26 protein-coding genes and 2 tRNA genes are annotated in these 26,593 nt (G+C 64.8%); 13 read left to right on the top strand and 15 right to left on the bottom strand.

The window, feature by feature from the left end:
• The 4 genes from Q0897_RS01510 to zapE all read left to right on the top strand — a co-directional run bounded on the left by Q0897_RS01510 (window position 1) and on the right by zapE (window position 3,259).
• Window positions 1-819 (top strand): NTP transferase domain-containing protein, encoded by an 819-nt coding sequence (locus Q0897_RS01510; RefSeq protein ID WP_299307143.1) that lies wholly within the window; start codon window positions 1-3, stop codon window positions 817-819.
• 63 nt (window positions 820-882) lie between these two features.
• Window positions 883-1,668 (top strand): succinate dehydrogenase iron-sulfur subunit, encoded by a 786-nt coding sequence (locus Q0897_RS01505; RefSeq protein WP_299307142.1) that lies wholly within the window; start codon window positions 883-885, stop codon window positions 1,666-1,668.
• A 13-nt stretch (window positions 1,669-1,681) separates the two neighbouring features.
• Window positions 1,682-2,137, top strand: coding sequence for a PaaI family thioesterase (locus tag Q0897_RS01500; RefSeq protein ID WP_299307141.1), 456 nt, complete (start codon window positions 1,682-1,684; stop codon window positions 2,135-2,137).
• Window positions 2,138-2,140: 3 nt separating this feature from the next.
• Window positions 2,141-3,259: a cell division protein ZapE gene (gene zapE, locus Q0897_RS01495; RefSeq protein ID WP_299307140.1), complete on the top strand. Its 1,119-nt coding sequence runs from the start codon at window positions 2,141-2,143 to the stop codon at window positions 3,257-3,259.
• 70 nt (window positions 3,260-3,329) lie between these two features.
• On the opposite strand, the gene Q0897_RS01490 is transcribed toward zapE, so the two are convergent.
• The 3 genes from Q0897_RS01490 to Q0897_RS01480 all read right to left on the bottom strand — a co-directional run bounded on the left by Q0897_RS01490 (window position 3,330) and on the right by Q0897_RS01480 (window position 6,906).
• Entirely contained in the window at window positions 3,330-3,974 is a 645-nt protein-coding gene (locus Q0897_RS01490; RefSeq protein ID WP_299307139.1) for a hypothetical protein, read from the bottom strand.
• 173 nt (window positions 3,975-4,147) lie between these two features.
• The gene (locus tag Q0897_RS01485) at window positions 4,148-5,368 is read right to left on the bottom strand and encodes a pyridoxal-dependent decarboxylase, exosortase A system-associated (protein ID WP_299307138.1); all 1,221 of its coding nucleotides are present in this window, start codon (window positions 5,366-5,368) and stop codon (window positions 4,148-4,150) included.
• Window positions 5,365-6,906 carry an acyl-CoA ligase (AMP-forming), exosortase A system-associated gene (locus Q0897_RS01480; protein ID WP_299307137.1) on the bottom strand — a complete coding sequence of 514 codons (1,542 nt, stop codon included), beginning with the start codon at window positions 6,904-6,906 and terminating at the stop codon, window positions 5,365-5,367. Before Q0897_RS01480 ends, Q0897_RS01485 begins: the two co-directional genes overlap by 4 nt.
• 77 nt (window positions 6,907-6,983) lie before the next feature.
• On the opposite strand from Q0897_RS01480, the gene Q0897_RS01475 reads away from it, so the two are divergent.
• Window positions 6,984-7,268 (top strand): phosphopantetheine-binding protein, encoded by a 285-nt coding sequence (locus Q0897_RS01475; RefSeq protein WP_299307136.1) that lies wholly within the window; start codon window positions 6,984-6,986, stop codon window positions 7,266-7,268.
• Between the two features lie 27 nt (window positions 7,269-7,295).
• Here Q0897_RS01475 and trxB read toward each other — a convergent pair whose 3' ends face one another.
• The 4 genes from trxB to thiE all read right to left on the bottom strand — a co-directional run bounded on the left by trxB (window position 7,296) and on the right by thiE (window position 11,088).
• On the bottom strand, window positions 7,296-8,270 hold the full coding sequence (gene trxB / locus Q0897_RS01470) for a thioredoxin-disulfide reductase (RefSeq protein ID WP_299307135.1): 975 nt from the start codon (window positions 8,268-8,270) through the stop codon (window positions 7,296-7,298).
• 102 nt (window positions 8,271-8,372) lie between these two features.
• Window positions 8,373-9,080 carry a M23 family metallopeptidase gene (locus Q0897_RS01465; RefSeq protein WP_299307134.1) on the bottom strand — a complete coding sequence of 236 codons (708 nt, stop codon included), beginning with the start codon at window positions 9,078-9,080 and terminating at the stop codon, window positions 8,373-8,375.
• Window positions 9,081-9,089: 9 nt separating this feature from the next.
• Window positions 9,090-10,337: a L,D-transpeptidase family protein gene (locus tag Q0897_RS01460; RefSeq protein ID WP_299307133.1), complete on the bottom strand. Its 1,248-nt coding sequence runs from the start codon at window positions 10,335-10,337 to the stop codon at window positions 9,090-9,092.
• A 97-nt stretch (window positions 10,338-10,434) separates the two neighbouring features.
• Window positions 10,435-11,088 carry a thiamine phosphate synthase gene (gene thiE / locus Q0897_RS01455; protein WP_299307132.1) on the bottom strand — a complete coding sequence of 218 codons (654 nt, stop codon included), beginning with the start codon at window positions 11,086-11,088 and terminating at the stop codon, window positions 10,435-10,437.
• A 74-nt stretch (window positions 11,089-11,162) separates the two neighbouring features.
• Between thiE and Q0897_RS01450 the strand changes: the two genes are divergently transcribed.
• On the top strand, window positions 11,163-11,534 hold the full coding sequence (locus tag Q0897_RS01450; protein ID WP_299307131.1) for a hypothetical protein: 372 nt from the start codon (window positions 11,163-11,165) through the stop codon (window positions 11,532-11,534).
• A gap of 9 nt (window positions 11,535-11,543) precedes the next feature.
• Here Q0897_RS01450 and Q0897_RS01445 read toward each other — a convergent pair whose 3' ends face one another.
• From Q0897_RS01445 to tkt, 5 genes are read right to left on the bottom strand one after another with little or no spacing between them, the layout of a single operon-like run.
• Window positions 11,544-12,443 (bottom strand): fructose bisphosphate aldolase, encoded by a 900-nt coding sequence (locus Q0897_RS01445; RefSeq protein ID WP_299307130.1) that lies wholly within the window; start codon window positions 12,441-12,443, stop codon window positions 11,544-11,546.
• A 46-nt stretch (window positions 12,444-12,489) separates the two neighbouring features.
• Window positions 12,490-13,689 carry a phosphoglycerate kinase gene (locus Q0897_RS01440; protein ID WP_299307129.1) on the bottom strand — a complete coding sequence of 400 codons (1,200 nt, stop codon included), beginning with the start codon at window positions 13,687-13,689 and terminating at the stop codon, window positions 12,490-12,492.
• Window positions 13,686-14,156, bottom strand: a complete 471-nt coding sequence (locus Q0897_RS01435; RefSeq protein WP_299307128.1) for an MOSC domain-containing protein — start codon at window positions 14,154-14,156, stop codon at window positions 13,686-13,688. Before Q0897_RS01435 ends, Q0897_RS01440 begins: the two co-directional genes overlap by 4 nt.
• A 16-nt stretch (window positions 14,157-14,172) precedes the next feature.
• Window positions 14,173-15,180: a type I glyceraldehyde-3-phosphate dehydrogenase gene (gene gap, locus Q0897_RS01430; RefSeq protein ID WP_202083754.1), complete on the bottom strand. Its 1,008-nt coding sequence runs from the start codon at window positions 15,178-15,180 to the stop codon at window positions 14,173-14,175.
• Window positions 15,181-15,195: 15 nt separating this feature from the next.
• Entirely contained in the window at window positions 15,196-17,184 is a 1,989-nt protein-coding gene (gene tkt, locus Q0897_RS01425) for a transketolase (protein WP_299307127.1), read from the bottom strand.
• A gap of 364 nt (window positions 17,185-17,548) precedes the next feature.
• Here tkt and Q0897_RS01420 point away from each other — a divergent pair, with 364 nt between their 5' ends.
• The 4 genes from Q0897_RS01420 (at window position 17,549) to Q0897_RS01405 (ending at window position 19,157) form a co-directional block, all read left to right on the top strand.
• Entirely contained in the window at window positions 17,549-17,797 is a 249-nt protein-coding gene (locus Q0897_RS01420; protein WP_299307126.1) for a hypothetical protein, read from the top strand.
• Window positions 17,794-18,132: a cell division protein ZapA gene (locus Q0897_RS01415; protein WP_299307125.1), complete on the top strand. Its 339-nt coding sequence runs from the start codon at window positions 17,794-17,796 to the stop codon at window positions 18,130-18,132. The genes Q0897_RS01420 and Q0897_RS01415 overlap by 4 nt, the downstream gene beginning before the upstream one ends.
• A 204-nt stretch (window positions 18,133-18,336) precedes the next feature.
• Entirely contained in the window at window positions 18,337-18,939 is a 603-nt protein-coding gene (locus Q0897_RS01410) for a 5-formyltetrahydrofolate cyclo-ligase (RefSeq protein ID WP_299307124.1), read from the top strand.
• A complete protein-coding gene (locus tag Q0897_RS01405) occupies window positions 18,936-19,157 on the top strand; it encodes a DUF2842 domain-containing protein (protein WP_299307123.1) in 222 nt (73 codons plus the stop codon). The genes Q0897_RS01410 and Q0897_RS01405 overlap by 4 nt, the downstream gene beginning before the upstream one ends.
• 114 nt (window positions 19,158-19,271) lie before the next feature.
• On the opposite strand, the gene Q0897_RS01400 is transcribed toward Q0897_RS01405, so the two are convergent.
• Window positions 19,272-19,348 (bottom strand) — tRNA-Asp (locus Q0897_RS01400).
• 93 nt (window positions 19,349-19,441) lie between these two features.
• Window positions 19,442-20,392: a thymidylate synthase gene (gene thyA, locus Q0897_RS01395; protein WP_299307561.1), complete on the bottom strand. Its 951-nt coding sequence runs from the start codon at window positions 20,390-20,392 to the stop codon at window positions 19,442-19,444.
• Between the two features lie 280 nt (window positions 20,393-20,672).
• Between thyA and Q0897_RS01390 the strand changes: the two genes are divergently transcribed.
• Window positions 20,673-20,749 (top strand) — tRNA-Pro (locus Q0897_RS01390).
• Window positions 20,750-21,746: 997 nt separating this feature from the next.
• Here the strand turns inward: Q0897_RS01390 and Q0897_RS01385 are convergent.
• Window positions 21,747-22,526 (bottom strand): SDR family oxidoreductase, encoded by a 780-nt coding sequence (locus Q0897_RS01385; protein WP_299307122.1) that lies wholly within the window; start codon window positions 22,524-22,526, stop codon window positions 21,747-21,749.
• 516 nt (window positions 22,527-23,042) lie between these two features.
• Here Q0897_RS01385 and Q0897_RS01380 point away from each other — a divergent pair.
• Window positions 23,043-24,365 (top strand): Hsp70 family protein, encoded by a 1,323-nt coding sequence (locus tag Q0897_RS01380; RefSeq protein ID WP_299307121.1) that lies wholly within the window; start codon window positions 23,043-23,045, stop codon window positions 24,363-24,365.
• A gap of 140 nt (window positions 24,366-24,505) precedes the next feature.
• Window positions 24,506-26,341: a DUF885 family protein gene (locus Q0897_RS01375; RefSeq protein WP_299307120.1), complete on the top strand. Its 1,836-nt coding sequence runs from the start codon at window positions 24,506-24,508 to the stop codon at window positions 26,339-26,341.
• Window positions 26,342-26,593: the final 252 nt, after the last annotated feature.

Genomic DNA, 26,593 nt, shown 5'->3' with positions numbered 1-26,593 from the left:
ATGAGCCGGATGCCCGTCACCGTCTTGATGCTCGCCGCGCAGCGGACGGGCGTGGTGAACCCGCTCGCCCGCGAATTCGGCGTTTCGCACAAATGCCTGGTGCCGATCTGCGGCGCGCCGCTCATCACCCACGTCCTCGACACGCTGGCGAACATTCCGGACATTGCCGAGGTGCGCATTTCCGTCGAGGCGGACGCCCATGACGCGGTCGGCGCCGTCGTCGCGCCCTATGACCGGCCCGACCGTCCGGTCCGGCTCGTCCCGTCGCAGCCGGGGATCGTCGATTCGGTCATCGCAGCGTCGGAAGGCGACGACGGCCCGTTCATCATCACCACCGCCGACAATGTCCTGCTCACCCCCGAAGGGTTCGATGCCATGCGCGATGCGATGCACGATGCGGATGCCGCGGCGGGGCTCGCCACGCGCGAACGCGTGCTCGCCGCCCATCCGCAAGGGCAGCGGCGGTTTTACGAGCTGAAGGACGCAGGCTACGCCAATTGCAACATCTACGCGCTCGCCAATCGCAAGGCATTCGCCGCGGCGGAGGTGTTTCGCGAAGGGGGGCAGTTCATGAACAACCCGTCGCGCATGGTGCGGGCGTTCGGGCTGGTGAACATCCTGCTCATGCGGGCAAAGCTCATCACCATGGACGCCGCGATGAAACGGCTCGGCCGCAAGTTCGGCATCCGCATGAAGGGGGTCAGCTTTACCGACGGGGCGCTCGCCATCGATGTCGACAACCGCCGGACCTATGACATTGCACAGCCTATCCTTACCCAAAGGCTGAATCGCGCCGGCGAAACGCAGCCCCACCCTTGACTAACGCGCGCATGTGCTGTTGGTGAAACAACGCATTTGCAGCACGGATCACGGATCGAACCCATGGCAACCTTTACCCTCCCCGCAAACAGCAAGATCACCGGCAAGGGCCAGACCCACGCCGCCGAAACCGCGGGCCGGGTGAAGAAATTCAAGGTCTATCGCTACGACCCCGACAGCGGGGAAAATCCGCGCTACGACAAGTTCGAGATCGACCTCGACGCGTGCGGGCCGATGGTGCTCGACGCGCTGATCAAGATGAAGAGCGAGCAGGACCCCTCGCTGACCTTCCGCCGCTCCTGCCGCGAGGGGATCTGCGGGTCGTGTTCGATGAACATTAACGGGCGCAACACGCTCGCCTGCACCACCGCGATCGAGGATTGCGGCGCGGGCGAGGTGCGGATCACCCCCCTTCCCCACATGGACGTGGTGAAGGATCTGGTGCCCGATTTCACGCATTTCTACGCGCAATATGCCTCGATCCGCCCGTGGCTGCAGACGGTCACGCCGACCCCTGCGGGCAAGGAGCGGCTGCAATCGCCGGAACAGCGTAACAAGCTCGACGGGCTCTACGAATGCATCCTGTGCGCGTGCTGCTCCACCGCGTGCCCGAGCTACTGGTGGAATTCGGACAAGTTCCTTGGCCCGGCGATCCTGCTGCAGGCCTATCGCTGGCTCGCCGACAGCCGCGACGAAATGACCGGGGAGCGGCTGGACGAGCTGGAGGACCCCTTCCGCCTGTATCGCTGCCACACCATCATGAACTGCGCGAATGTGTGCCCCAAGGGGCTCAACCCCGCCAAGGCGATCGCCGAGATCAAGAAGATGGAAGCCGAGCGGCTCGTCTGAGGTGAGCAGCGGCATGGCTGATCCTGTTCCTGCCCCCGCCGGCGGGCGCGACGCCGTTCGCGATGCGGATGGCTGGAAAGAATGGCTGGTCGGGCAGCCGGACGAATTCAATCAGGCCGTGCTGGGCCCGATGCATGCCCGCCGCGAAGGGGAGCGCGCGCGGGTCCGGCTCCATCCGCAAACCCGGCATCTCAATGTCAATCGCGTCATTCATGGCGGGATCATCCTCGGTTTCGCGGACGTGGCGATATTCGCGGGCGCATCGACCGTGCTGGACAAAAACTTCATCGGCGGCGCGACGGTGGAACTCAATACGCAGTTCGTCGGACCGGGTGACGGTAACGAGCCGCTCGATGCCGTGGTCGAGGTCGTGCGCGAAACCGGGCGGATGGTTTTCGCCCGCGGGCTGATGGTGCAGGATGACGCCACCATCGCCAGCTTTTCCGGTATTTTCCGGAAGCCGAGCTAATCCGTGACAGGCATGATCGAACGATACGAGGCGCTGGTCGCCGCGGGCGAACTCCGACCCGATGCCGAGCAGCAGCAAGCCGCCGTCACGCTCGACGCGTTGCAGCAGGAGATCGAGAAAGCCGCCCCGTCGCAGGGCGGCGTGCTGCAAAAGCTGTTCGGCAAGGCGCCGCCGCCCGCGCCCGGCGGAATCTACATGTGGGGCGGCGTGGGGCGCGGCAAATCCATGCTGATGGATCTGTTCCACGACACGCTTGCCATCCCGGCGAAGCGGCGCATTCACTTTCACGAATTCATGCTCGACGTGCACGACCGGCTTCGGGCCGAGCGGGCGAAGGAGACGGGCGACCCCATCCTGCCCGTGGCGACGGCGATCGCGGGCGAGGTTCGCTGCCTCGCGTTCGACGAGATGGTCGTCAACAACAGCGCCGATGCCATGATCATGAGCCGGCTGTTCACCGCGATGATGGAACAGGATGTCACCATCATCACCACGTCGAACCGCCCGCCCTCCGACCTGTACAAGGACGGCCTCAACCGCGAGCATTTCCTGCCGTTCATCGCGCTGATCGAGCGGCGCTTGCAGGTCGTCCCGCTTAACGGGCCCAACGATTATCGCATGGAACGGCTGTCGGGTATCGAAACCTGGCACACGCCTTTGGGTGAGGCGGCGACCGACAAGGTGCGCGAGGCGTTTTTTCGCCTGACCGATTATCCGCCCGAGGATGCCGACCATGTGAGCGGAACCGATCTCCCGGTAAGCGGCGGACGGAGCATCTGGGTGCCGAAGAGCCTCAAGGGGGTCGCGGTCTTTTCATTCAAGCGGCTGTGCGGCGAACCGCGCGGCGCCGCCGATTATCTCGCCATTGCGCGCAATTACCATTCGGTCATCATCGTCGGTATCCCCCGCCTCACGCCGAGCGAGCGAAACGAGGCGGCGCGTTTCGTCACGCTGATCGACGCGCTCTATGAAAACGGCGTCAAGCTGATCGCGAGCGCGGATGCGGAACCGGCCGATCTCTACGAGGCGGGCGACGGGCGCTTCGAATTTGAAAGAACGGTGAGCCGGCTGATGGAAATGCAATCGGCCGATTACCTCGCCCGCGGGCACGGCGAACAATAAGCGACCCTGCCGTTGCGGCCGCCGGGCCTTCCGTCAGGAAACTGGCGCCCTCATTTTCATTCGCGCTGCATCAGATCAGCGAGTTGGTGCCATCGCTACCGCACCCTTCGAAAATGGCGAGCATGCGCTTTTGCGTGGCGAGCTTTGCTTCTGTTCTGGCGATTTCGCGGCGCAGCCGGTCCGCGCTGCCGATCTGGGTGCGCATCTCCGGCTCGCTTCCGTCGAGCGTGAGTGCCAGTTTCGTCGCGGACCACAACTGGCTGCTGCTCGGCTCGAACATCCGGGAAATCAGCAATTCTCCTCCCGCCAGCACGATTTGAAGGGGGCAACCGCCGGGCAGGTTTTCCATGTCGCCAAGCGCCCGCAGTGTGGTGGCATCCATCATCTCGGCATTGTCGATTATCACGAGATAGCGCGATGTCTCGGTGCGGGCATCGTCGCATTCGAGATCGAGCCGGTCGAGAATATGACCACACTCCAACGCGGCATCGAAGCGCAGCACACGCCGATATTTCGGCCCGACCAGCCGGCCGATTTCGGTGAGGATCGTCCGGCGTTCGGTTCGCAGCGCACTGGTCAGCACGATATTGCGGTCACCGCGTTGAACCGCGGCGACGCATTGGCGCATCGCCTGTGCCGGGCCGACGCGCACCTGCCGAAAAAGCACCTGCGTCCGGTCTTCGAAAGTCGCATTGTCGTTTTGAAACATGAGCATGCCCTCTGCGCTGGGGTACGAGGGAATTATGCCCAATAAGGTTTGGACGCATAAGCGTAGCTGCATCCATATCCAACTAAATCAAATGTTAACTAAAAATCTGCCGGGGAATCCGCGAAAAATTACCTCCGTAATGGTGCTAACGGCCCGATTGCACGCATCAATTGCACGCATCAAAAGATAATTTCGGTGGCCTTTCCATGGCCGAGAAACTCCGCGGGACTCGCGCTTGCCCCATACGCACCGGCGCAGAAGACGGCTACCGTATCGCCCGTTTCGATGCGCGGAAGGGCGGCATTTTCCGCAATGCGGTCGATCGGCGTACACAGCCGTCCGACGATGGTCTGTCCACGTTCCATCGCCGGCGTGTCCATCCGGTTGGCGATGGCAACGGGATAGTTGCGCCGGACCACGGTGCCGAAGTTTCCGGATGCCGCAAGCTGGTGATGCAGGCCCCCGTCGATCACCGCGAAGATTTCTCCGTGGCTCTCCTTCACATCGAGCACGCGGGAGAGATAGACCCCGGCCTCCCCGACGAGCCACCGGCCAAGTTCGATTGCGAACGCCGTATCGCGCAGGATGGCGGGGCGCTTCGACAATTGCCCGTCCAACGCCCGACCGACCGCGCCGATGTCGAGCGGCGTGTCCCCCGCAAAATAAGGGATGCCGAAACCGCCGCCCAGGTTGCAATGCGGCACCGGCACGCCGCTTTCCTCACCAAGCCGGGCGGCCAAGGCGATCGTGGCGGCCTGCGTTTCGATGACCGCCGCCGCGTCGAGCGCCTGGCTCCCGGCGTAGATGTGGAAGCCGCGCCATTCCGCCCCGCTCGCCACGATTTCGCGGACGAGCGCGGGAACGCGGATCGCATCGATGCCGAACTGGCGCGGTCCGCCGCCCATCTTCATTCCCGAACCGCGCAGATCGAAATCGGGATTGACCCGGATGGCGAGCCGCGGCGCGATGCCGAGCCGCTCGCCAATCGCGAAAGCCCGCCGCGCCTCCCCTTCGGATTCGAGGTTCAGCGTGATGCCGGCCATGATCGCATCGGAAAGCTCGCCATCGTCCTTGCCCGGCCCGGCGAAGCTGATGCGGGCGGGCTCCACGCCCGCCTCTCGCGCGAGGCGCAATTCACCCCCCGAGGCGACGTCGAACCCATCGATAAGCCCGGCCATGTGCGACAGCAAGGGCGGAAACGGGTTCGCTTTCATCGCGTAATGGATGGCGAGTTCGTCCGGCATCGCCGACCACAACATCGCGGCCCGGCGTTCGAGCATGGCGGCGGAATAGACGAAGGCAGGCGTCTGCCCCGCCCAATGCGATACGGGCGTGCCGTCGATGACAAGCTCGCCATCGGTCGTGGTGAATCCGTCCGGAATGGGGCCAAGCTTCTTCATGATGCAGCACTCTCGATTGCGCGGATGAGGCCGGTGCGGTCCAGCTTTCCGGTTGCGCCGCGCGGCAATTCGTCGCGCCAGTGAATATGAGCCGGTTGCATGAAGGACGGCAATGCACGGGCCATCGCCCTCGGCAATTCGGCCTGCGCACGATCGGAACCGACCGCCGGCGCCGCGCGCGCAACCATGTGGATCGCCTGCCCCGCCCGCGCATCGGGCAGGCCGAATGCAACCGCCTCCGCGACAAGGCCGGTGCCCAGCGCCGCATCCTCGATCTCCTGCGGGCTGATCCTCTGACCGAAGGATTTGATCAGCGCGTCACGCCGCCCCACGAAATAGAGGAGGCCGTCCGCGCCCATGCGCACCCTGTCGCCGGACCAGACCGCCGTCCCGCCATATTGCGAGCCCTCCGGCGCAGGCCGGAAACGCTCGGCGGTGCGCGCCGGATCGTGCCAGTAGCCCTGCGCGACGAGCGGGCCTGCATGGACCAGCTCCCCCTCGTCCCCCGGCCCGCCCGGCGTTCCGTCGTCGCGCATCACGATGATCTCGGCATGGGGAATGGCGCGCCCGATGCTCGTCGGTTTCGTATCCACCTCGTCGGGGTCGAGAAAGGTGGAGCGAAACGCCTCGGTCAGGCCGTACATCGGGTAGAGGCGCGCATCGGGAAAGCGCGCCCGCAACGCCCGGACCAGCGGTTCGCCCAGCGCGCCGCCGCTATTGGTGAGCAGCCGCAGCGTCGCGATGGCCTCCGCCGTCCATTCCTGTTCCAGCAATTGCACCCAGAGCGGCGGAACCCCGGCAAGCGTCGTGATGCGCCGGTCGGCGACGGCCTTCACCACGGCGCGGGGGAGAAGATAGTCGATCGGCACCGCCGCACCGCCTGCGAACCATGTCGAGAGCAGCTGATTCTGGCCGTAATCGAACGCCAGCGGGAGGACGCACAAGGTTCGGTCGTCGCCTCCCAATCGGAGATAGGACGCGACCGCCTCCGCGCCGAGCCAGAGATTCGCATGGCTGAGCATGACGCCCTTGGGCCGCCCGGTCGAACCGCTGGTATAAAGGATCGCGGCCAGATCGTTGGGCACGGCACCGGACGGCGCCATCGCATCGCCGGCCATCGCCGCATGTTCGCACGCCGTCTCCTCGACCGCAGCGCAGCCGGCAGGCATGTCCGCATCGTTCAGCGTGTCGAGCCGGCCGGAATTTCCGACGATGAGCCGCGCCCCGCTATCGCCGAGGATATGCGCCACCTGCGCAGGCTTCAGCACCGGGTTCACCGGCACGTGCACCATCCCCGCCCGCGGCGCGGCGAGCGGCATGATGCAGGTAAGCCAGCCCTTCCCCGCCCAGCTCGCCACCCGTGCACCGGCGTCCCATCCCTCCTGCGCTCCGCGATGCGCGAGCCATGCAGCGAGATGCCCCACCGCATCCTCCAGCTCTCCAAAGGACAGCGTCCGATCCTTCAGCACGAGGGCATCGGCGCCCCGCTCGCCGCAGAGGGCGAGATGATCGACAGGGCGGGATGGCGGCGGTGTCATGATCCTATCCATAGCATTGCCGGCGCGCGCCGCCATGCTTGCGTCCGCGCCCTGTAAAAGCTAAGCCGCCGGGCGCCATGAACGAAGCCATTCCCCCCGTCATCCAGTCGCCCGACACGAAATTGCGGGCCGTGCTTGCCGACATACTGGCGCTTTCGGAACAAAGGGTCGCCGGTTTCGACCAAGATACCGAGCTTTTCGGCGCGCTGCCCGAACTGGATTCGCAGGCGGTCGCCGGGCTTCTCACCGAGATCGAGGACAGTTTCGATATCGTGATCGAAGATGACGAGGTCGATGGCGACATGCTCGAAACCTATGGCGCGCTGCTGCGCTTCGTCATGGACAAACGCGCCGGGCGCTAAGGCCCGGCACGATCGGTCCACGGGGGCTCAGGCGTCCGCGCCGGCCATTTCGTCGCGCGCAACCTCCAGCGTGCCGAGAAACCGTTCCGCATCGAGTGCGGCCATGCACCCGGTGCCTGCCGCCGTGACCGCCTGGCGATAGGTGTGGTCCATCACGTCGCCGCATGCGAACACGCCCGGAATCTCGGTCTTGGGCGTGCCGGGCGCCACCTCGATATAGCCTGAGGGGTCGAGCGGGAGCTGTCCTGCGAACAATTCGGTCGCGGGGGCATGGCCGATCGCGACGAACGCGCCCTCTGTGTCAAAGCGGCTTTCCTCGCCCGTTTCGGTATCCTTTAACCGGAGATGGGTGAGCCCCTTGCCATCCTCGCCGCAGAATTCCTCCACCGTCTTGTTCCACAGCACGCTGATCTTGTCGCTCTTGTGGAGACGGTCCTGAAGGATCTTTTCCGCGCGCAGGCTGTCGCGCCGATGGATCAGCGTCACATCGTCGGAATGGTTGGTCAGGTAGAGCGCCTCCTCGACCGCGGTATTGCCGCCGCCGATGACCACGACCTTCTTGCCGCGATAGAAGAACCCGTCGCAGGTCGCGCAGGCCGACACGCCCTTGCCGGAAAAGGCCTGCTCGCCCTCCACGCCCAGCCATTTCGCCTGCGCCCCGGTCGCGATGCACAGCGTATCGCCGTGATATTCATCGCCGCTGTCGCCCTTCGCAACGAACGGCGGCCCGCTCTTCAGGTCGACAGAGGTGATCGTGTCCCACATCATGCGCGTGCCGACATGCTCGGCCTGCGCCTGCATCTCCTGCATCAGCCAGGGGCCCTGGATCACGTCGCGAAAGCCGGGGTAATTCTCGACATCGGTGGTGATGGTGAGCTGCCCGCCCGGCTGAAGCCCCTGCACCACGATTGGCTCCATCCCTGCGCGCGCGGCGTAGATCGCGGCGGAAAGCCCGGCGGGGCCGGAACCGATGATGAGCATGCGGGTCTTGTGAATGGTCATGATGCGTATGTCCATCTGGCGTCTTCGAATGGGCTTGCCTGCCAGATAGGGATCTATCGGGCGAAAGCCAATCCACCCGTGCGCATACGGCGTATCCGCGGTTCAGCGCCGCCCGGTGAGCAGTGGATACGGATTGATGGCGGACCCTTCGAACCATTCCTCGCCCGGCTCCATCCGCATCACCGCGAAATGAAGATGCGGCGCGGACGGATCGGCGTTTCCGGTGCTGCCGACCGTGCCGAGCCTGTCGCCGCGGCGGATCCGCGCCCCCTCGCGCAATTGCGGAGCATAGCGGCGAAGATGGGCGTAATAGTGGATTTCGCCCCCGTCCGGCGTGCGGATATAGATGGTTTCGCCGCCCTCGTCCGAACGGAACAGCTTTTCCACCACGCCAGCTTCTGCCGCGAGCACCGGCGTGCCGGCAGGCGCCATGATGTCGATGGCATCGTGAACCCGTTTGCCGCCCGCCCGCGCATCGCGAAACGTGTCGGTCAGCATATCGGCCCGAACCCCGGCGACCGGAATCGCAAGCCGGACGCGTGCCGGCGAATTGCCCCGGGCATCGGCAGCGCGCGGGACCGCCTGTTCGCCGCCACCGGCACGATCCTGCACTCTCGCCGCATCGCTGGCGTCTCCGAATGTCGGCAAAGGCGCATCGCCGACGCTCGGGTCATAGTTCGGTTCGGGCGGACGATAGGGGTCTAGCAGGGCGTAGGCTAGCAGCCAGGCGATCGAGGTCAGCGCGATGCTGATCACCGCGATCTTCACGTCGCGGGCGAAACGCCCGGCATTATCGCGCACCGTGTTCATCCGCCGTGCCTATTTCTTGAACACCACCTTGGTCGATCCCGATACCATTTCGGCCAGCCGCGCCGCGTCCCAGTTGGTCAGGCGAACGCAGCCATGGCTTTGCGCGCGACCGATGGTTTCGGGGGCCGACGTGCCGTGAATGCCGTAATGCTCCTTCGACAGGTCGATCCAGACCACGCCGACCGGGCCGTTCGGACCGGGGGGCAATTGCCGGTCCTGCTCGCTGTCGGGCACATCCCAGAACAGGTCGGGATCGTAGGCGAAGGGCGGATTATGCGCGACGCCATTGATCTTCCAGTCGCCGATCGGGAGCGGATCGTTGCTCGACCCCGAGGTGACGGTGAACATCGCGATCACCTCGTCGCTGTCGTCGTAGGCGACGAGCGTCTTTTCCGATTCGTCCACCACGATGCGGGCGGCATCGGGCTGCTCCGTCCCGACGCCCAGCATGCGCAGCGTGGAGCGCCAGTCGTCATCGAGCTCGGCACGGCGGTCCATGAAATCGGCGCCGATATTCGGGACGCGGATTTTCTGCCCGGCGGCGAAGGTGGGCGTGTCCGAATTTTCGGCGTCGCCTTCCTCACGCGGCGACGCGGAGGGTGAAGGTGTCGGCCGCGGGGCCGCGCCGCTCTGCGCGTCATCGCCATCGTCGAACCGCTGCGTCGCGCTCGCGCCCAGCATGTCCGCGCCGGCGGGCCGCCCACCGGGGTTGAGCATGCGGAGCGTCTCGACCGTGGTGTGGAACCGCTCGGCCAGCTTTTCTTCCAGCGATTCGTAGCCCAGACGCTGCATCTCAGCCTGCTCGGCCGGGTCGTCGGGGATCGGCTCGAACCGGCCGACGGCGAATTCCTCGGGAATGGTGACGACGCGCGTTGCGGCGATATTGTCATATTCGACGAGCGCGGCGCGGGTCTCGTCATTCATCTCGCCAGTCGGTTCCAGGTCGTTGGCCATCTGAAACCCCTCGATCGCGTTGCGCGTCGAGAGGCCCATCTTGCCGTCGATCACCCCCGGCGAAAAGGCGAGCCGATCCAGCACGACCTGCAATTGCATCGTGGGCCGTTCCTCGCTGTCGGGGTATTGCTCGGGGCGGGTTTCCCCCGGCGCGGGATCGTTGCTGGCCATGGCGTCGGCGTCGTTGTCGTCGTTCGCCGCTTCGCTCTGCGTCGGCTGCGGCTCCGGCGTTTCGGCATCGCTCCCGCACGCGACCAGCGCCAGCGCGAGGGGAAACGCCAGGGTTGCATGGAAAAGCCGCATAATCGTCATATCCTCGTCATGTCCGGCCCACGATCGGTGCGGACCAGTTCATTCGTTTCCGCATCAAACGTCGCAGATACGAAATCGTGCCGGGATCCTAGCGTCGAAATTCGCCCTCTGGCCGGGGCGGCGCATTGGCGATGGCGCGGGCGAATGCGCGGACGGACGCGGCCTCGTCCCCGTTCCATATGGCGCCCGATACCGCGAGGAAATCCGCACCCGCGGTCACCAGCGGGGCGCAATTGTCCGGCGTGATGCCGCCGATCGCCACACAGGGAATCTCGAAAAGATGCTGCCAGAATTCGAGCAGTTCGAGCTCGGCCCGATGCTCGGTTTGCTTGGTCGTGCTGGGAAAGAACGCGCCGAACGCGACATAGTCGGCGCCGGCCTCGCCCGCATCCATCGCGAGATGGCGGCTCCCATGGCACGTCACGCCGATCTGCGCATCCTTGCCAAGCTTTTCGCGGGCATCGGCGACCGTGCCGTCACCCTGCCCCAGGTGCACGCCATCGGCGTCGAGCCGGTTGGCGAGGCTGATGGAATCGTTGACGATAAAGCCGACGCCGCGATCGGCGCAAAGCGTGCGGAGCGGCTGGGCAAGGCGTGCGGCCTCATGCTGATCCATGTCCTTCACGCGAAACTGAAAGGCGGTGACGAGGCCGTCGCCGGCATCGATGGCGCGGGCAAGCCGGTCGGGAAAATCGCCGGTCACGTCGAGCGGCGAAATGAGATAGAGATCGGTGCGGTTCATGCGAGATGCCCTAACCGCGTCGCGAAGGAGTGTGAAGTCTTATGCTTGGTCGAACGATATTGCCGGGCTGCCTCATGGCCGTCGCCGCGTTGTCGGGCTGTACGGCAATCGGCCCGGATGGCGCCGAACGCGCGGTGCCCCTGCCTTCGACGCGGCCGCCCGTCGCGATTGGCGAAACGGTTCCTGCGGGCGAATGGGCGCTCACCACGCAGGCCGTGGTCGAGGACAGCCGCTGCCCGGTTGGCACGCAATGCGTATGGGCAGGCCGGGTCGTCGTCGACGTACGGATCGAGGGCGACGGACAGGCCGAGACGCGCACGCTTACCGCCGGGGAGGAAGCGACGGTGCGCGGCACACGCGTTCTTCTGATGCAGGTGACACCCGAAAAAGGCGAAGCGGCAATCCCGACGGGGGAGTACCGCTTCGTTTACGCGATCACGCCATAGGCGCGTGTCTCAGGCGGCGTTCTTTTCCGCCGATGCGCAGTAGATTTCGTCGATCGCGGTGGAAAGCGCGTCGTCGAACTGCTTGTCATCCATTTGGTGGCGCAGCTCTTCGAGCAAGGCGCGGCTGAAGCTTGCGATCATGCCCTTGTTCTTCGCCAGCTCGGCGCAGGCGTCGGTGCGCGAATACCCACCCGAAAGCGCGACGACGCGCGCCACCGCCGGATGGTCGACCAGCGCATCATAGGTGCCGGGCACCGCCGGGATCGACAGCTTCAGCATGACCTGACGCCCGCCGGACAGCTCGTCGAGCGCCTTGAGGATCTCGTCACGCAGGATCTCCTCACCCTCGGCGCGGTCCTCGGCGCTGATGGTGTATTCCGGCTCCAGGATCGGCATGAGCCCGGCATCGACGATCTGGTTGCCGACATCGAACTGCTGCTTCACGATGGCGGCGATACCCTGCGCATCGGCGGAATTGATGACCGAACGCATCTTCGTGCCGAACACGCCCTTGTCCTTCGCGCGCTTCAACAGCTCGGTGAGGCCGGGCATCGGCTTCATCAGTTGCACGCCCTTGTCCTCGTCCTCCAGCCCCTTGTCGACCTTGAGGAACGGGACCACGCCGCGCTCCTGCAACACGGTGGGGACCGGCTTGCCGTCGGCGTCGCCGTCCATGGTCTTCTCGAACAGGATCGCGCCGAGCACCCTGTCCCCGTTGAAGCACGGCGAGGTCACGATACGGCTGCGCATGGTGTGGATCATGGCGAACATTTCCTCGTCGCCCGACCATGCATCATCCTCGACACCATATCCGCGCAGCGCCTTAGGCGTCGATCCGCCGCTCTGGTCCAAAGCCGCGATAAAGCCATCGCCATTGCGGATCTGTTCAAGCATCTCGTCGTAAGTCATCGTCGCAATCCCCTGTTCAATCGTGTGTTCGAGAAAGGTTCGGCACTCAGCGTGTCAACGCCGCGACCCCCGGCAATTCGCGCCCTTCCATCCATTCGAGAAAGGCCCCGCCCGCGGTCGAGACATAGGTGAAATCGTCCCCGGCGCCCGCGTGATTGAGCGCGGCAACCGTGTCGCCCCCGCCTGCCACGGACACGAGCGAGCCTTCGCGGGTGAGCGCGGCCGCGGTCTTTGCAAGGGATACGGTGGCCGCATCGAACGGCTCGGTCTCGAACGCGCCGAGCGGCCCGTTCCACACCAGCGTGCGGCAGGTCTTGAGCACATCGGCCAGCGCCTCGGTCGCCTGCGGCCCAATGTCGAGGATCATCTCCTCTGCCGCGACCTCGTGCACGTTGCAGGTGCGCAGCGATGCGGGATGGGCGGCGAATTCGGTCGCCACCACCACATCATAGGGCAGATGCACGGTGCAGCCCGAACGATCGGCGGCCTCCATGATCTTTTCCACCGTGGGCTTCAACTCGTGCTCGCACAAGGATTTGCCGACATCGACCCCGCGCGCGGCGAGGAAGGTGTTGGCCATGCCGCCACCGATGATGAGGTGATCGACGATCCCGACAAGATGCTCCAGCACGGCGAGCTTGCTCGACACCTTGGCCCCGCCCACGACGGCCGCGACCGGCTTTTCCGGATTGCCGAGCGCCTTGTCGAGCGCTTCGAGTTCCTTCTGCATCGCGCGCCCGGCATAGCTTGGCAGGCAATGGGTGACCGCCTCGGTGCTGGCATGGGCGCGGTGGGCGGCGGAAAACGCATCATTGACGTAGAAATCGCCATTGGCGGCGATGGCGGCGGCGAATTCGGCGTCGTTTGCCTCCTCGCCCGGCCAGAAGCGCGTGTTTTCGAGGATGGCGACGTCGCCATTGCGCAAAATGCCGACCGATTGCGCGACGACATCGCCGGCGACTTCGGGCACGAACATGATTTCGCGGCCAAGGACGTCCTGCACCGCATCGACCACCATGCTGAGCGACTGGGTCGAGCTGCGCTCGCCCTTCGGCCTGCCGAAATGCGCGAGGAGCAGCACCTTTGCCCCCGCATCGGCAAGTTCGAGAATGGTCGGCGCCGAGGCGTTGATCCGCGTGCGGTCCGTGACCTGCCCGCCGTTCATCGGGAGGTTCAGATCGACGCGGACGAGCGCCACCCTGCCTGCAACCTGTTCAATATCGTCGAGAGTGCGAAAGCTGCTCATGCATCGATCCTTATGATGTCGCCTGTGGCGATGTGCCCGCCGTTCAGCACCCGGCCCAGCACGCCGCCGCGCCAATCGGGCGTCAGCGCCGCCTTCAATCCGGCGTGAATGTCTTCCATCCGGCTGCAGGGGTCGCATTCCTGCACCGCCTCGATGACGAGGGTTTCGCCGATATGGATTCGCGCACCCGCCTCGCGCGGCAATGCAATACCGTCGACGAGCAGGTTGGCACGCCGCTCGGACCAGGCGATGGCGTCGGGCGCGAGGTCGAGATCGGCCATCGCGGCGGCCCATCCCGATGCGGTGATGAGCGAAACCTGGCGCTTGCGCGGGCCGTCCGGCTTCATCGCACCGCGATAATCGCCGGCAAGGCCCGCCTCCACCGTCACCTCAACGGCGTCTATTTCCTCGATCGGACCGCGCGGGCGGTCATGCCGCGCAATGCCGACCAACCGCCCCACGCTCATCGTCCGTCCCTCCGGCTCAGATCAGGCCCGCGATCACGCCGGCGGTGTCGATCATCCGGTTGGAGAAGCCCCATTCGTTGTCATACCACGACACGACGCGGGCAAGCTTGTTTTCCAGCACTGCGGTTTCGAGGCTGTCGACGGTCGAGCTGGCCGGATAATGGTTGAAGTCGGAGGACACCAGCGGCTCCTCCGTATAATCGAGCACACCCTTCAAGGCACCATTGGCGGCGGATTTGAGCGCCTCGTTCAGTTCCTCAGCGCTGGTGTCGCGCGACGGGGTGAACACGAGGTCGATCAGGCTGACGTTCGGCGTCGGTACGCGGACCGAGCTGCCATCGAGCTTGCCATTAAGTTCGGGCAGGACGAGGCCGACCGCGCGGGCCGCGCCCGTCGTCGTCGGGATCATGTTCTGCGCGCCGGCGCGGGCACGACGCATGTCCGAATGCATCTGGTCGAGCATGCGCTGATCATTGGTGTAGCTGTGGATCGTGGTCATGAAACCGCGCTCGATCCCGACCGCCTCGTGCAGCACCTTTGCGACGGGCGCGAGGCAGTTGGTGGTGCAGCTTGCGTTCGACACGACGATGTCGTCGGCGGTCAGCGTGTCCTGGTTGACGCCGAACACGATGGTCTTGTCGACGTTCTTGGCCGGCGCGGAGATGAGCACGCGCTTGGCCCCGGCGTCGAGATGCGGGCTGGCCGCTTCCTTCGACTGGAAGAAACCGGTGCATTCGAGCACGATGTCGACGCCCATCGCCTTGTGCGGAAGCTTGCCGGGATCGCGCTCCTTGGTGACGGCGATCTTCTTGCCGTTGACGGTGATGCTGTCGGCGTCGGACGTTACCTCGCCCGGGAAACGCCCATGCGTGGAATCGTAGGAGAACAGGAGCGCATTGTCCTTCGCATCGGCGAGATCGTTGATCGCCACGAGTTCCAGATCGTGATCGTCGCGTTCGAGCAGAGCGCGCGCCACCAGCCGTCCGATACGACCGAAACCATTAATCGCAACCTTCGTCGCCATATGCTGAAACTCCTCTTAGATGCCTAGACGTGCTTTGATTTGGGGAACGATGGCATCGGTCGTGAAACCGAATTTCTCGAACAGATCGTCCGCGGGTGCAGACGCGCCGAACCGGTCGATCCCGATTTGGAGACCGTCCAGCATGGTGTAGCGTTCCCACCCGTACGAGCTGCCCGCCTCGATCGAGACGCGCAGGATATCGCTCGGCTTGACGTGCGGCAGGATATCGTCGCGGTAGATCTTGTCCTGCTCGTCGAAAAGCTGCGTGCAGACCATGGATACGACATCCGCGCCCACGCCTTCGGCCTCCAGCACCTCCGCGACGTCGAGCGCGAGCTGCACTTCGGAACCGCTGGCGATGAGGACGACCTTGCGCGGGGCATCGGCGGCACGGACGCGATAGGCGCCGCGCGCGCTCCGGTTCTGATCCGCGTCGGTGCGCAGCGCGGGCAGGTTCTGCCGGCTGAGCGCGAGAAGCGACGGACCCGTCGTATGACGCAGCGCCAGTTCCCAGCATTCCGCCGTTTCGAGCGCATCGGCCGGGCGGAACACGCGCAGGTTCGGGATCATGCGCAGCGATTGAAGGTGTTCGACCGGCTGATGCGTCGGGCCATCTTCGCCAAGCCCGATGGAATCGTGCGTCATGACGTAGATCGCCTGCGCCTCCTGCAATGCGGAGAGGCGGATCGCCGGACGGCAATAGTCCGAAAACACCATGAAGGTGCCGCCATAGGGGATGATCCCGCCATGGAGCGCCATGCCGTTCATCGCCGCGGCCATGCCGAATTCGCGAATGCCGTAATAGACGTAGCGGCCCGCGTAATCCTCCGCCGTGAAGGGCGTGGTCGCGGGGGTCTTGGTATTGTTAGACCCGGTAAGATCGGCGGACCCGCCAACCAACGCCGGAACCGACGCGGTGAGGACGCCCAATGCAGCCTCGCTCGCCTTGCGCGTGGCCATTTTCGGCATGTCGCGCGTAAGCTGTTCCTTGTATTCCTGCCAGTCGGCAAGCTTGGGCAGTTCGCCCGACATACGGGCGCGGAACGCCTCCCCATCGGGGGATTTGGCGAGGCGGTCGGTCCATTCCTGCCGCGCCTTGCGGCCGCGCACGGCGGTGCCCTGCCAGTCGGACGCGACGTCCGAAGGAATCTCGAACGGAGCGGCGCTCCAGCCCAGCGTTTCGCGGACGGCGGCGATTTCCGCGTCGCCAAGCGCCGCGCCGTGCGTGGCGGAGGTGCCCTGCTTGTTCGGGGCACCCTTGCCGATCACGGTCTTGCACGCGACGAGCGACGGGCGCGGATCGGCGACCGCCTCGTCGAGCGCGCGGCGGATGTCGTCGAAATCATGCCCGTCACAGCTGGTCACGTGCCAGCCGGTCGCGGCATAGCGCGCCTTGATGTCCTCGCTCGTGGAAAGCGAGGTCGCCCCGTCGATGGTGATGTCGTTATCGTCCCAAAGCACGTTCAGCCGGCCAAGCTTCAGATGCCCGGCAAGGCCGATCGCCTCGTGATTGACGCCTTCCATGAGACAGCCGTCGCCCGCGATCGTCCACGTGCGGTGGTCGACAAGATCGTCGCCGAACTGCGCATTGAGATGCCGTTCCGCCATCGCCATGCCGACCGCCATGGCCAGCCCCTGGCCCAGCGGGCCGGTCGTGCATTCGACGCCGGGGATGAGGAAATTTTCCGGATGCCCGGCGCACACGCTGCCCAGCTGGCGGAAATTGCGAATGTCCTCCATCGTCGGCCGGTCGTAGCCCGACAGATGCAGCAATGCGTAGATCAGCATCGAGCCGTGCCCGGCGGACAGGACGAAACGGTCGCGGTCGTGCCAATCGGGCGCCTTGGGATCGAATTTCAGATAATCGGACCACAGCACGGTCGCGACATCGGCCATGCCCATCGGCATGCCGGGGTGCCCGGAATTGGCGGCCTGCACCGCGTCCATCGACAGGGCGCGAATGGCGTTGGCCATGGGGGTGAGCTGGCTGCGATCCAATGTCATTCTCTTGTATTCCGGCCTTTCGGGGCGGCGTTGCGAGGCCCCTTGTTCGATTGCACAATTCGATTCGTCGGCGGGCGTGCTTTGCGGGTGCGGTGCCGCCTCGTCAAGTTTGCACCCCGGCTGTCCCGCCACGGGGCAACGGCAGCCTCGACGCGATAGGGTGTAAAACCGTTTTTGACCATTGCTTTACCAATCGCCCCTGTGCGCTTAGACAAACCGCGTTCGCGAACTGCTCCTGCCGACAGGCGGGCGCGGTTGCGGTCGTTCGGGCGGTTCGGCGCCTTGTAGAAGAGCGGCTGCGGGCTCGTATGACGATCCCGTTCGGCGAATCGAAAATTTCGCGAGGGGCGAGGAACGACTTGAGATGACCGGCCAAGACACTCCATCCGGCGTAGACACGCCCGAAGCCGCGCTCGCGCGCTTGCAGATCGCCCTCGCCCGGCTGGAGCAGGCCGCGACCCGCCCGCAGGCGCACACCGCCGAAATCGACGATCTGCGCCGGCAGCGCGACGCGATACAGGACAGGATCGGGGCGGCGGTCCGCGAAATCGACACGCTCATTGCCGGGCTGGACCCCGCGATGCAGGACGAATCGCGCGGGGCTTCGGCATGAGCAACATCAAGCTTCCGATCGGCGGACGCAGTTTCGCGGTAAGCTGTGCGCCGGGCGAGGAAGAGCATATTCGCGCGCTGGGCGAGCGGATCGACGAATCGATTCGCAAGGCTGGCGCGATGGGGCAAAGCGAGCCGCGCATGCTGCTGTTCGCCGCGCTGATGCTCGCCGACGAGCTGCACGAATCGCAGAGCGCGGCCGCCGCGCCGCCCCAATCCGCCCCGCCCGCACGCGATCCCGAAGCCGACGCGCAGCTGTCCCGGACGATCGACGCCATCACGCAGCGCATCGAAAATATCGCCCGCCACCTTGAGGGTGGCGACCATCATCCCTAGATTGCATGGCGACGGGTTCTGCGTGGCACGAGCCGACAGAACATCCCTGAGGCTATAAGCAATCCTAGGGGGCTGTCCCTGTCCCGGGCCGTGGCCTGGGATATATGGCTCCCACCTGACGTTACAGGCGTCAGAGGATTTCACACGGCAAACGACCAAATGGTGGGCCCGTCACCCTTTCCCGGCTTTCAAAAGGCATCCCGGATGAACGAAACGCAGGCCGCGCGCAAAAAAGCCCTGCGCGCCGAATTGCGCCAGATGCGCCGCGACCATGTCGCCGCCCTGCCCGATGCGACCCGCGCGCTCATCATGCGGCGCCCGCCGGCCCCGATGCTGACGATGATCGGCGATGATGCGGTGATCGGCCTGTATCACGCGGCACAGCACGAAGCGCCGACCCGGCATTACGCCCGCTTTTTTCAGGAAGCCGGCCACCGGATCGCCCTCCCCGCCTTTACCGGCCGGGATGCGCCGATGGATTTCCGCGAATGGACCGACCCGTGGGACGATGGCGACCTCGGCGACGGTCCTTTCGGCATGGCGCAACCGATGGCAGATGCCGCGCCGCTGGTGCCAGATGTGCTGATCGTGCCGCTTGTCGGATTTACCGCGACGGGCGACCGGCTGGGACAGGGCGGCGGCCATTACGATCGCTGGCTCGCCGCGCATCGCGATACATTGGCCATCGGCATGGCCTGGGACGTGCAGGAAGTCGAAATCTTGCCCACCGAACCGCATGACCGGCCGCTGGACGCGGTGATCACGCCGACGCGATTCTTCGGCCCGTTTGCAAAGGTGCGGCCATGAGCGATCCCGACTGGAAACCGACATGGCGCAAGCCTGTGGGCGTGCTGGCGTTGCTCATCGGGATGCTGATCTATTCGGGGATCGTCGTCACGCTGGTGGAGCCGATTTCGCGTTGGCCGGTGCTGGCGCAGGTGCCGGTCTATCTCGTGCTTGGCATCGTCTGGCTTTTGCCGCTGCGCCGTTTTCTCATCTGGATGGAGACGGGGCGCTGGGGCTGATTCCCGCGTTGCGCTGCGCGGCTGTGAATGCCTGAATCGAGAGCCAAACGCAGCGCGGCGGCATCCTTTCGGATACCGCCGCCATGCTGTTCGATCTGGATCGAAATCCCCAAGTGGCGCGAGTGACGGGACTTGAACCCGCGACCTCCGGCGTGACAGGCCGGCGCTCTAACCAACTGAGCTACACCCGCTCTCCCCTTGGGGTGACGGGCAATTAGGCGAGCTGTTCCACGCTGTCAACGATGATCGAAACACAGACGTAATATTTTTTCAAACCCCGGCAATCAGACCGCGACAGGCGCGGAAATATGCGCTTGTGGCGTGTAGCCGGACACGGTGAAATCCTCGATCCCGTAATCGAAAATGCTCCCCACCCCGTCGCGGATCGACAGAATCGGATGACCCGACGGCGTGCGGGCCAATTGCTGCGTCACCAGCGGTTCGTGATTGAGATAGAGATGCGTGTCCCCGCCCATCCAGGTGAAATGTCCCGGCAGCAGCCCCGCCTGCGCCGCGAGCATGCGTTGCAGGAGCGCCGCCGACCACAAGTTGAACGGCAAACCCAGCGCCACGTCGCAGCTGCGTTGGTAGAGCAGGCCGTTCAGCCGCCCGTCGGCCACGTGATACTGATAGGTCTTGTGACACGGCGGGAGCGCCATCGCATCCAGCTCCGCGACGTTCCACCCCTCGAGGATATGGCGCCGGCTGCCCGGATTGTCGCGCAGGCTTTCAATCAGCTGCGCCACCTGATTCACCCCCTCCCCCTTCCGGTAGAGGCCATCGCCTGCCGGCACATAGGTCGGCCAGTCCACCCATTGCTTGCCATAGACCGGGCCGAGATCGCCCCAGCGCGCGGCAAAATCCGCATCCTCCGCAATGCGCGCGGAAAAGGTTTCGGCATCGATCCGCTCGCCCGTCTCGCGCCGATAGCGCGCCAGCGGCCAGTCGGTCCAGATCCCCACACGCTGCTGCACCAGCGGCCTGATATTGGTCTCGCCGGTAAGAAACCACAGCAGTTCGCGCGTCGCCGTCTTCCAGAAGACGCGCTTCGTCGTCACCAGCGGCATCGCGCCGTCCGAGAGGTCGAACCGCATCGTCACGCCGAACACGGACCGCGTGCCGACGCCGGTGCGGTCCCGCCGTTCGTCGCCCTCCGTCCAGATGCGGCGCATCAGGTCGAGATATTGCCATTCGTAATGATCGGCATCCGGGCGCGCCGGAATGGTGCCGGGCATGTCGGATTCGTCGGCGGCTTTGGCTGTGTCGGGATTCGTTCTCATGGCGGTCAGCTTAGACGTCGCCCGGCCGCGGTGTGCAAGAAGAGTATGGCAGGGGGCAGAAGCCGGGGTAAAAGCACGTCAAAGCCTGTGCAGAGCCTGTGGGTACGGGGTGGACAGCCCTGTGGACAAAAGAAAGACGCCCGAATGTGCGAACTATGCTTGCCACGCCGCCGTGTCCTGCCTATAGGCGCCCTCCTGCCTCGCCGTTCGGTTCATACCGGCGGCAGACATCGGTCGGGGAGTAGCTCAGCCTGGTAGAGCACTGTCTTCGGGAGGCAGGGGCCGGAGGTTCGAATCCTCTCTCCCCGACCATTTTAGCGCGCCAAGCCGCATATTTTCGCTAGATCAGCCGATTACAAAGGAAGGGCAGCGCAAGCGAACCCGCATCGAAATCGGCGTGAATTTGCCCCGGCAATCCGAATAGCGAAACACGCTCGTGACTACAGGCTGATAACAAAGCCACCCTCGTTGTCACCTACAGGCAGGGGCAGCAGCGCGTCGCGGGGAATGCCTGACGACAACTCTGCCCGGCCTGACCTGCCCGCTTCGGAATGGCTAGTTCCTGCGGCCCTGCCCCTGTCCATCTGACCGTTCACGGCGTTCGTACCCGGTGTTCGCGGGGCCACGGGGCCGGACCATGCAGCGCGTGATTTTCGCAAGGCAAGCCCGCCCACCGGCCTTCGATCGCGGAAGGACCCCATCTGTATCGCTCTATTCGGGATGAGCGATGCATCCGGCTGGCCCAAACACATCGAAAGTTTTCGGCAAGCTGCGCTGCCGCGGTGGGTCCTGCGCCCGCCGGTTTGTGACGTGCTTCGGGGACTGAATGCGCAGCGCAGGTGGGCTAAAAACTCCATGTCACCCCAGAAATCGGATTTTCGCCAAAAAGAAGCGTCGGCGCAAATGCCGGCTCCCTTTTCGATTCCGGCAATTCCCGAACCCGCGACAGCCACGTCGGCGGCGTCAGGGCATAGCAAAGCGGTCGTTATCGCGTGGCCTTGCCGCGCCGGTCCTCGCTCCACACCGAAACGCTCGCGATGCGCTTCGGCGCCTGCCGCCTGGCTGCTCCGGCGCGTAAACCGCCGATTGAACATCATAATCCCCATCGGCAAGCCACCATCACGCCATCGACAGATCGGCAAACACCGCCGCTGCGCAGGCGCAATGGCCGGCCTTCCCCGCCGCAAGGAAGCAGTCCGACCGGAGATCACGATGTCCCTAGCTTTCGGTCCATCCGATCAGGCGGCCCCTTCTTCCTCCCCACGGCCGTAAGCCGGAGGAGGCCGATATTCCTGCCCCCGGAATACCATCAACCCGGCGACGCGGCAGACCCTGCCAGCAAGCCTCCGTCGATATTCACCTCAGTGCCGGTGACATAGGTCGCCTCATCCGAGGCCAGCGTCACGGCAATGGCCGCCACTTCATCGGGCATGCCGAACCGCCGGAGCGGCGTGTCCGCGACAAGTGCCGTCATCCGCGCTTCCCGATCGGGCCCCTCGCCCAGCATCGGCTCCCATATCGGCGTCAGAATGGCTGCCGGATGGATCGAATTGCAACGTATCTGCCAACCTTGTTGCGCACAGTAGAGCGCGACGGTCTTGCTATGGTTGCGGATGGCCGCCTTGGACGAGGCATAGGCCGCTGCGCCCGGTATGCCGACCAGCCCCGAACGCGACGATATGTTGATGATCGAGCCTGCGCCCGATGTTTTCATCGCGCAGATCGCGTAGCGGCAGCCAAGAAACGTGCCGTCGAGATTGACCCGATGCACCTCGCGCCAATCGGCAAGGCTGGCGTGCTCCGGATCATGGGCGGCCATGCCGGTCTCGAACCCCGTCACGCCGGCATTGTTCACGACGACGTCGGCCACGGGAACAACCTCGGCCAATCGCGACCAGTCACCTTCCTCGCGCACGTCGAGTGGTTCGAACCGGCACCCGATCTTCGCGGCAGTGTCCGCGCCATTGGCCTCGTCGATATCGGTGACGACGACCAACGCGCCTTCGTCGTGGAAGCGGGCCGCGATGGCACGGCCAATGCCGCGCGCCGCACCCGTGATGACGCATGTCTTATCTTTCAATCTTTGCATGATATTCCCGAAAGCGGAGCCAGGCCCGCGGATAACACCGCAAGCATGGGATGTGCCAGTCCAGCGGTGACGCGCAACGCACGGCGCGGCCACTGCGAAAGCAGGCGGCTTGGCACGCCATTTCGAAGAGGCGCTCTGGCCAATGTCGGACGCCTCCTCCTCGATAGAGACGCTGATACGGCCGCGTCATGGCACGAACCGAACCCCTGCCGCCATAGCCGCATCGCGCACGTCCGTCCCCGATTCCCCGCGGCGAAGACAGGTGGCGGGCCTCTCGCATAACGAACGGGACACGGGAGCTTGTCAACGTCGCGGGCCAGATCGCCGGGCGGTGACGACGAGGAGCGGGACCGTTCCTCGCACGGCGCCTCTGGCATGTGCCACGCATTTTGCTATGCGGCACGGCATCATCGACATCATGGCGGCACCTCACCGTCCCTCCCGGGGGTCGCCGTTCCGGATGCCGGCATCGGCCATGGTGTTTCAAGACTTTTGGATACGAACGGAAAATCCCCCATGCTGAAAGATGCATCATGCCCGCGCGCGATCGGAATCGATTTCGGCACCACCAATTCGGTCGTCGCCGGAATCGCGCAGGACGGCGCGCCATCGCTGGTCGATTTCGCCGCGCCCGGCGGTTCGGCGTCCGTTTTCCGCACCGCCCTGTGCTTCTGGCAGGACGAGGTCGTGCCAGGGGCGGTCGCGCATGAGGCCGGTCCCTGGGCGATCTCGGAATTTCTCGATTTTCCGCAGGGCAGCCGCTTTCTCCAATCGTTCAAATCGCTCGCCGCGAGCAGGCTGTTCGATTTCACCAATATCTTCGGCAAACGGCTTGAGTTCGAGGATCTGGGCCATGTGTTTCTCGACCATTTGCTGCATCATGGCGGCGATGCCCTGGCCGCGCTGCCCGATCGTATCGTCATCGGCCGCCCCGTCCGCTATGCCGGCGCGCGGCCGGACCCGGAACTGGCGCGGGCACGGTATGACGCCATGTTCGCGCGGCTCGGCCGGGCGGTCCATTACGTTTACGAACCGCTGGGCGCCGCCTATGGCTTTGCATCCCGGTTGAATGCGCCCGCCAATGTCATGGTCGCCGATTTCGGCGGCGGCACGAGCGATTTTTCCATCGTCCGCCTGCAACCGGCCGGTTCGCGGCAGCCAAGCGTCCCGCTCGGCTCGGCAGGCATCGGGATTGCCGGCGACCGCTTCGACTATCGCATCATGAACCATCTCGTGCTTCCCCTGCTCGGGAAAGGGGGGACCTATCGTTCCTTCGACAAGACGGTCGATATTCCCGCGACCTATTTTCATGATTTCAGCGACTGGTCACGCCTTTCGCTGATGCGCAATCGCCGCACGCTGGACGAACTGAACAAATTGCAGCGCGGCGCGACGGACCCGGCCGCAATCGACCGCATGATCGCCGTCGTCGAAAACGAACTGGGATACGGGCTGTACGAGACGGTGGGCAGTGTGAAGCGCATGCTGTCGACGCAGACGCATGGCCGGTTCCAGTTCGAGGGGCCGGGCCTGTCGATCGACGCCGACATCGCACGCAGCGATTTCGAGAACTGGATCGCGCCCGATCTCGCCGAGATCGAGGCCACGGTCGACCGCGCCCTGGCCAAGACGAAGCTCTCTGCACGCGACATTGATCAGCTGTTCCTGACCGGCGGATCGTCGCTGATCCCGGCGGTTCGCTGCCTGTTCGAACGGCGCTTTGGCGAAGAGCGCATCGCTGCGGGTAACGAGCTGACGTCGATCGCCCATGGTCTTGCGCTGATCGCGCAGGCGGACGATCTCGACCAGTGGACGGTGAAGGATGACGACGAGGGATAGGCATTGGGGGACGCGTCCCCGCGCTTGATACGATCCGGGTTTCCTCTTGCGCTGCTCCGTCCTACACCTGCTCATCCTGCGCTCGCGCGGCCTGCAGATGCTCGGCCTGTGCGCCGCATTTTGAAAAGGACTTCCCCCGCATGATCCATCGCCTGCTTCCCGCCCTTCTCCTCGCCGGTTGCAGCGCGCAGATGGGGCAAGTGCCTGCGGCTCCCCCCGCTCCTCCGGCAAATCCGGCGATGTCCTCCACCGCGCAGGAGGATGCGCGCCTGCTCGCCTTTCTCGACGCGGCCTTCGATGCGCAGGCGGCGCTGAGCCCCGAAACATTGACGAGCCTGGGTTCGCGGGAGGGTTACGACCGGCTGGACGACTATACGCTGGAGGGGAGACGGGCCGAACTCGCGCTCGCCGAGCGGCAGCTTGCCCGGATGCGGGCGGAGTTCGACCCGGCGCGCCTGGGTCCCTCGGCGCGGATCAGCTATGCCCTGTTCGAACGCGATGTGGAACGCAGCCTGCAGAGCGCCCGCTTTATCGCCTATGGCTTCCCGGTTTCGACCAATGGCACGCCCGCCGGCGATATTCCGGTCTTCCTCATCAATCAGCACAAGATCGAAAACATTGCCGACGCCGAGGCCTATATCGCGCGGCTGCGCGACAGCGCGCGTGTCATGCGCGAAACCGTCGCGGTGATGAAGGAGCAGGCGGCGATGGGCATCGTCCCGCCCGAAATGGTCTTTGCCCCTGCCACCGCCGACGCGCGCAGCATCATGAAAGGCGCACCGTTTACGGACGGGGAGGACAATCCGATCTGGGCCGATTTCCGGGAAAAGGTCGACGCGCTGAATATCGCCCCTTCGGAAAAGGACAGGCTCATGACCGCGGCGCGTTCGGCGCTGACCGGGCCGTTCCGCGATGGGATCGAAACCTTGATTGCGGGCATCGCCGCCATCGAACCGCGCGCCGATGGCAATAATGGCGCGTGGAGCCTGCCCCAGGGCGATGCCTATTATGCCGACCGGCTGAAGATCTCGACGACCACCGATCTCACGGCCGACGAAATCCATGCCATCGGCCTGCGACAGGTGGCCGCCATACGCGCGGAGATGGAGGCGGTGAAGAACGAGATCGGCTTTACCGGCACGCTTGAGGAATTCTTTACCGCGCTGCGCACCGATCCCGCCTTTAAATATCCGAACAGCGAACGGGGCCGGGAACTCTATCTGGACGAAGCGCGCACATTGATCGCCAATGTCATGGCGAAGGCGCCGCAATATTTCGAACGTTTGCCGGAAGCTTCGCTCGAGGTGCGCGCGGTCGAACCCTTTCGCGAAGATACGGCGGCGGTCGCGTTCTACAACAGCCCCGCGCCCGATGGGTCGCGGCCCGGCATATTCTACGTGAACCTTGCCGACATGAACCAGGTGAACCGCGTGCAGACCGACGGGATCGCCGCGCACGAAGGCGCGCCCGGCCATCATTTTCAGATCGCCCGCGCGCAGGAGCTCGAAAGCTTGCCGAAATTCCGGCGGTTCGGCGGCTATGGCGCCTATACCGAGGGATGGGCCCTCTATTCCGAACGACTGGCCGACGAGATGGGCGTCTACACCACGCCGGAGCAGCGGTTCGGCATGCTGTCATTGCAGATGTGGCGCGCGATCCGGCTCGTCCTCGACACCGGAATCCATTCCAGACGCTGGTCGCGGGAACGGGCGATCGACTATTTCCGCGCCAACTCGCCCAATTCGGAGCGCGATATCGCGAAGGAAGTCGACCGCTACATCAACAATCCCGGTCAGGCGACCAGCTACATGATCGGGCAGCGCAAGATCACCGAATTGCGCGCGCGCGCCGAACGCGAACTGGGGCAGGATTTCGATATTCGCGCATTCCACGAAGCCATTCTGGGGCAGGGTTCGCTGCCGCTAGACGTACTGGAACAGCAGGTCGAACGCTATATTGACAACGCGAAACGCTGACTTGGCGGCGCGCGACGCGGCACCGGGAATGATGGCCCGGTGCCGCGCTGGGTCGGCGGCTGGCAGGATGCGCCCTTCCCCGAACCTTCCTCGACATTGCCGGCGAACCGCGGACTTTTTCGGGACCGGCGATATTGTTGCGAAGGGCGGAGGCATCCCTGTGCCTGCTCAGATGCGCGGCGGCGGATCATTCTGCATGTGTCATTTCATCCATGCCCTGATCGGCGGATCGCACGCCGGTCGGGCTGTTCC

Origin of the sequence: uncultured Croceicoccus sp. (assembly GCF_947496385.1) — a bacterium.
Lineage (GTDB): Bacteria > Pseudomonadota > Alphaproteobacteria > Sphingomonadales > Sphingomonadaceae > Croceicoccus.
Note: the sequence above shows the minus strand (reverse complement) of the source record. Positions and strands in the feature narration are given on the sequence as shown.

Coding starts and splice junctions, on each gene's coding strand:
- Q0897_RS01375 (WP_299307120.1), top strand. CDS start 24,506: ATGATCCATCGCCTGCTTCCCGCCCTTCTCCTCGCCGGTTGCAGCGCG.
- Q0897_RS01420 (WP_299307126.1), top strand. CDS start 17,549: ATGACCGGCCAAGACACTCCATCCGGCGTAGACACGCCCGAAGCCGCG.
- thyA (WP_299307561.1), bottom strand. CDS start 20,392: ATGCCCGGCACCATTCCGGCGCGCCCGGATGCCGATCATTACGAATGG.
- Q0897_RS01405 (WP_299307123.1), top strand. CDS start 18,936: ATGAGCGATCCCGACTGGAAACCGACATGGCGCAAGCCTGTGGGCGTG.
- Q0897_RS01505 (WP_299307142.1), top strand. CDS start 883: ATGGCAACCTTTACCCTCCCCGCAAACAGCAAGATCACCGGCAAGGGC.
- Q0897_RS01435 (WP_299307128.1), bottom strand. CDS start 14,156: ATGAGCGTGGGGCGGTTGGTCGGCATTGCGCGGCATGACCGCCCGCGC.
- tkt (WP_299307127.1), bottom strand. CDS start 17,184: ATGACATTGGATCGCAGCCAGCTCACCCCCATGGCCAACGCCATTCGC.
- Q0897_RS01385 (WP_299307122.1), bottom strand. CDS start 22,526: ATGCAAAGATTGAAAGATAAGACATGCGTCATCACGGGTGCGGCGCGC.
- Q0897_RS01490 (WP_299307139.1), bottom strand. CDS start 3,974: ATGCTCATGTTTCAAAACGACAATGCGACTTTCGAAGACCGGACGCAG.
- Q0897_RS01510 (WP_299307143.1), top strand. CDS start 1: ATGAGCCGGATGCCCGTCACCGTCTTGATGCTCGCCGCGCAGCGGACG.
- Q0897_RS01480 (WP_299307137.1), bottom strand. CDS start 6,906: ATGACACCGCCGCCATCCCGCCCTGTCGATCATCTCGCCCTCTGCGGC.
- thiE (WP_299307132.1), bottom strand. CDS start 11,088: ATGAACCGCACCGATCTCTATCTCATTTCGCCGCTCGACGTGACCGGC.
- trxB (WP_299307135.1), bottom strand. CDS start 8,270: ATGACCATTCACAAGACCCGCATGCTCATCATCGGTTCCGGCCCCGCC.
- Q0897_RS01380 (WP_299307121.1), top strand. CDS start 23,043: ATGCTGAAAGATGCATCATGCCCGCGCGCGATCGGAATCGATTTCGGC.
- Q0897_RS01450 (WP_299307131.1), top strand. CDS start 11,163: ATGGCCGTCGCCGCGTTGTCGGGCTGTACGGCAATCGGCCCGGATGGC.
- Q0897_RS01465 (WP_299307134.1), bottom strand. CDS start 9,080: ATGAACACGGTGCGCGATAATGCCGGGCGTTTCGCCCGCGACGTGAAG.
- gap (WP_202083754.1), bottom strand. CDS start 15,180: ATGGCGACGAAGGTTGCGATTAATGGTTTCGGTCGTATCGGACGGCTG.
- Q0897_RS01415 (WP_299307125.1), top strand. CDS start 17,794: ATGAGCAACATCAAGCTTCCGATCGGCGGACGCAGTTTCGCGGTAAGC.
- Q0897_RS01485 (WP_299307138.1), bottom strand. CDS start 5,368: ATGAAGAAGCTTGGCCCCATTCCGGACGGATTCACCACGACCGATGGC.
- Q0897_RS01475 (WP_299307136.1), top strand. CDS start 6,984: ATGAACGAAGCCATTCCCCCCGTCATCCAGTCGCCCGACACGAAATTG.
- Q0897_RS01410 (WP_299307124.1), top strand. CDS start 18,337: ATGAACGAAACGCAGGCCGCGCGCAAAAAAGCCCTGCGCGCCGAATTG.
- Q0897_RS01500 (WP_299307141.1), top strand. CDS start 1,682: ATGGCTGATCCTGTTCCTGCCCCCGCCGGCGGGCGCGACGCCGTTCGC.
- Q0897_RS01445 (WP_299307130.1), bottom strand. CDS start 12,443: ATGACTTACGACGAGATGCTTGAACAGATCCGCAATGGCGATGGCTTT.
- Q0897_RS01440 (WP_299307129.1), bottom strand. CDS start 13,689: ATGAGCAGCTTTCGCACTCTCGACGATATTGAACAGGTTGCAGGCAGG.
- Q0897_RS01460 (WP_299307133.1), bottom strand. CDS start 10,337: ATGCGGCTTTTCCATGCAACCCTGGCGTTTCCCCTCGCGCTGGCGCTG.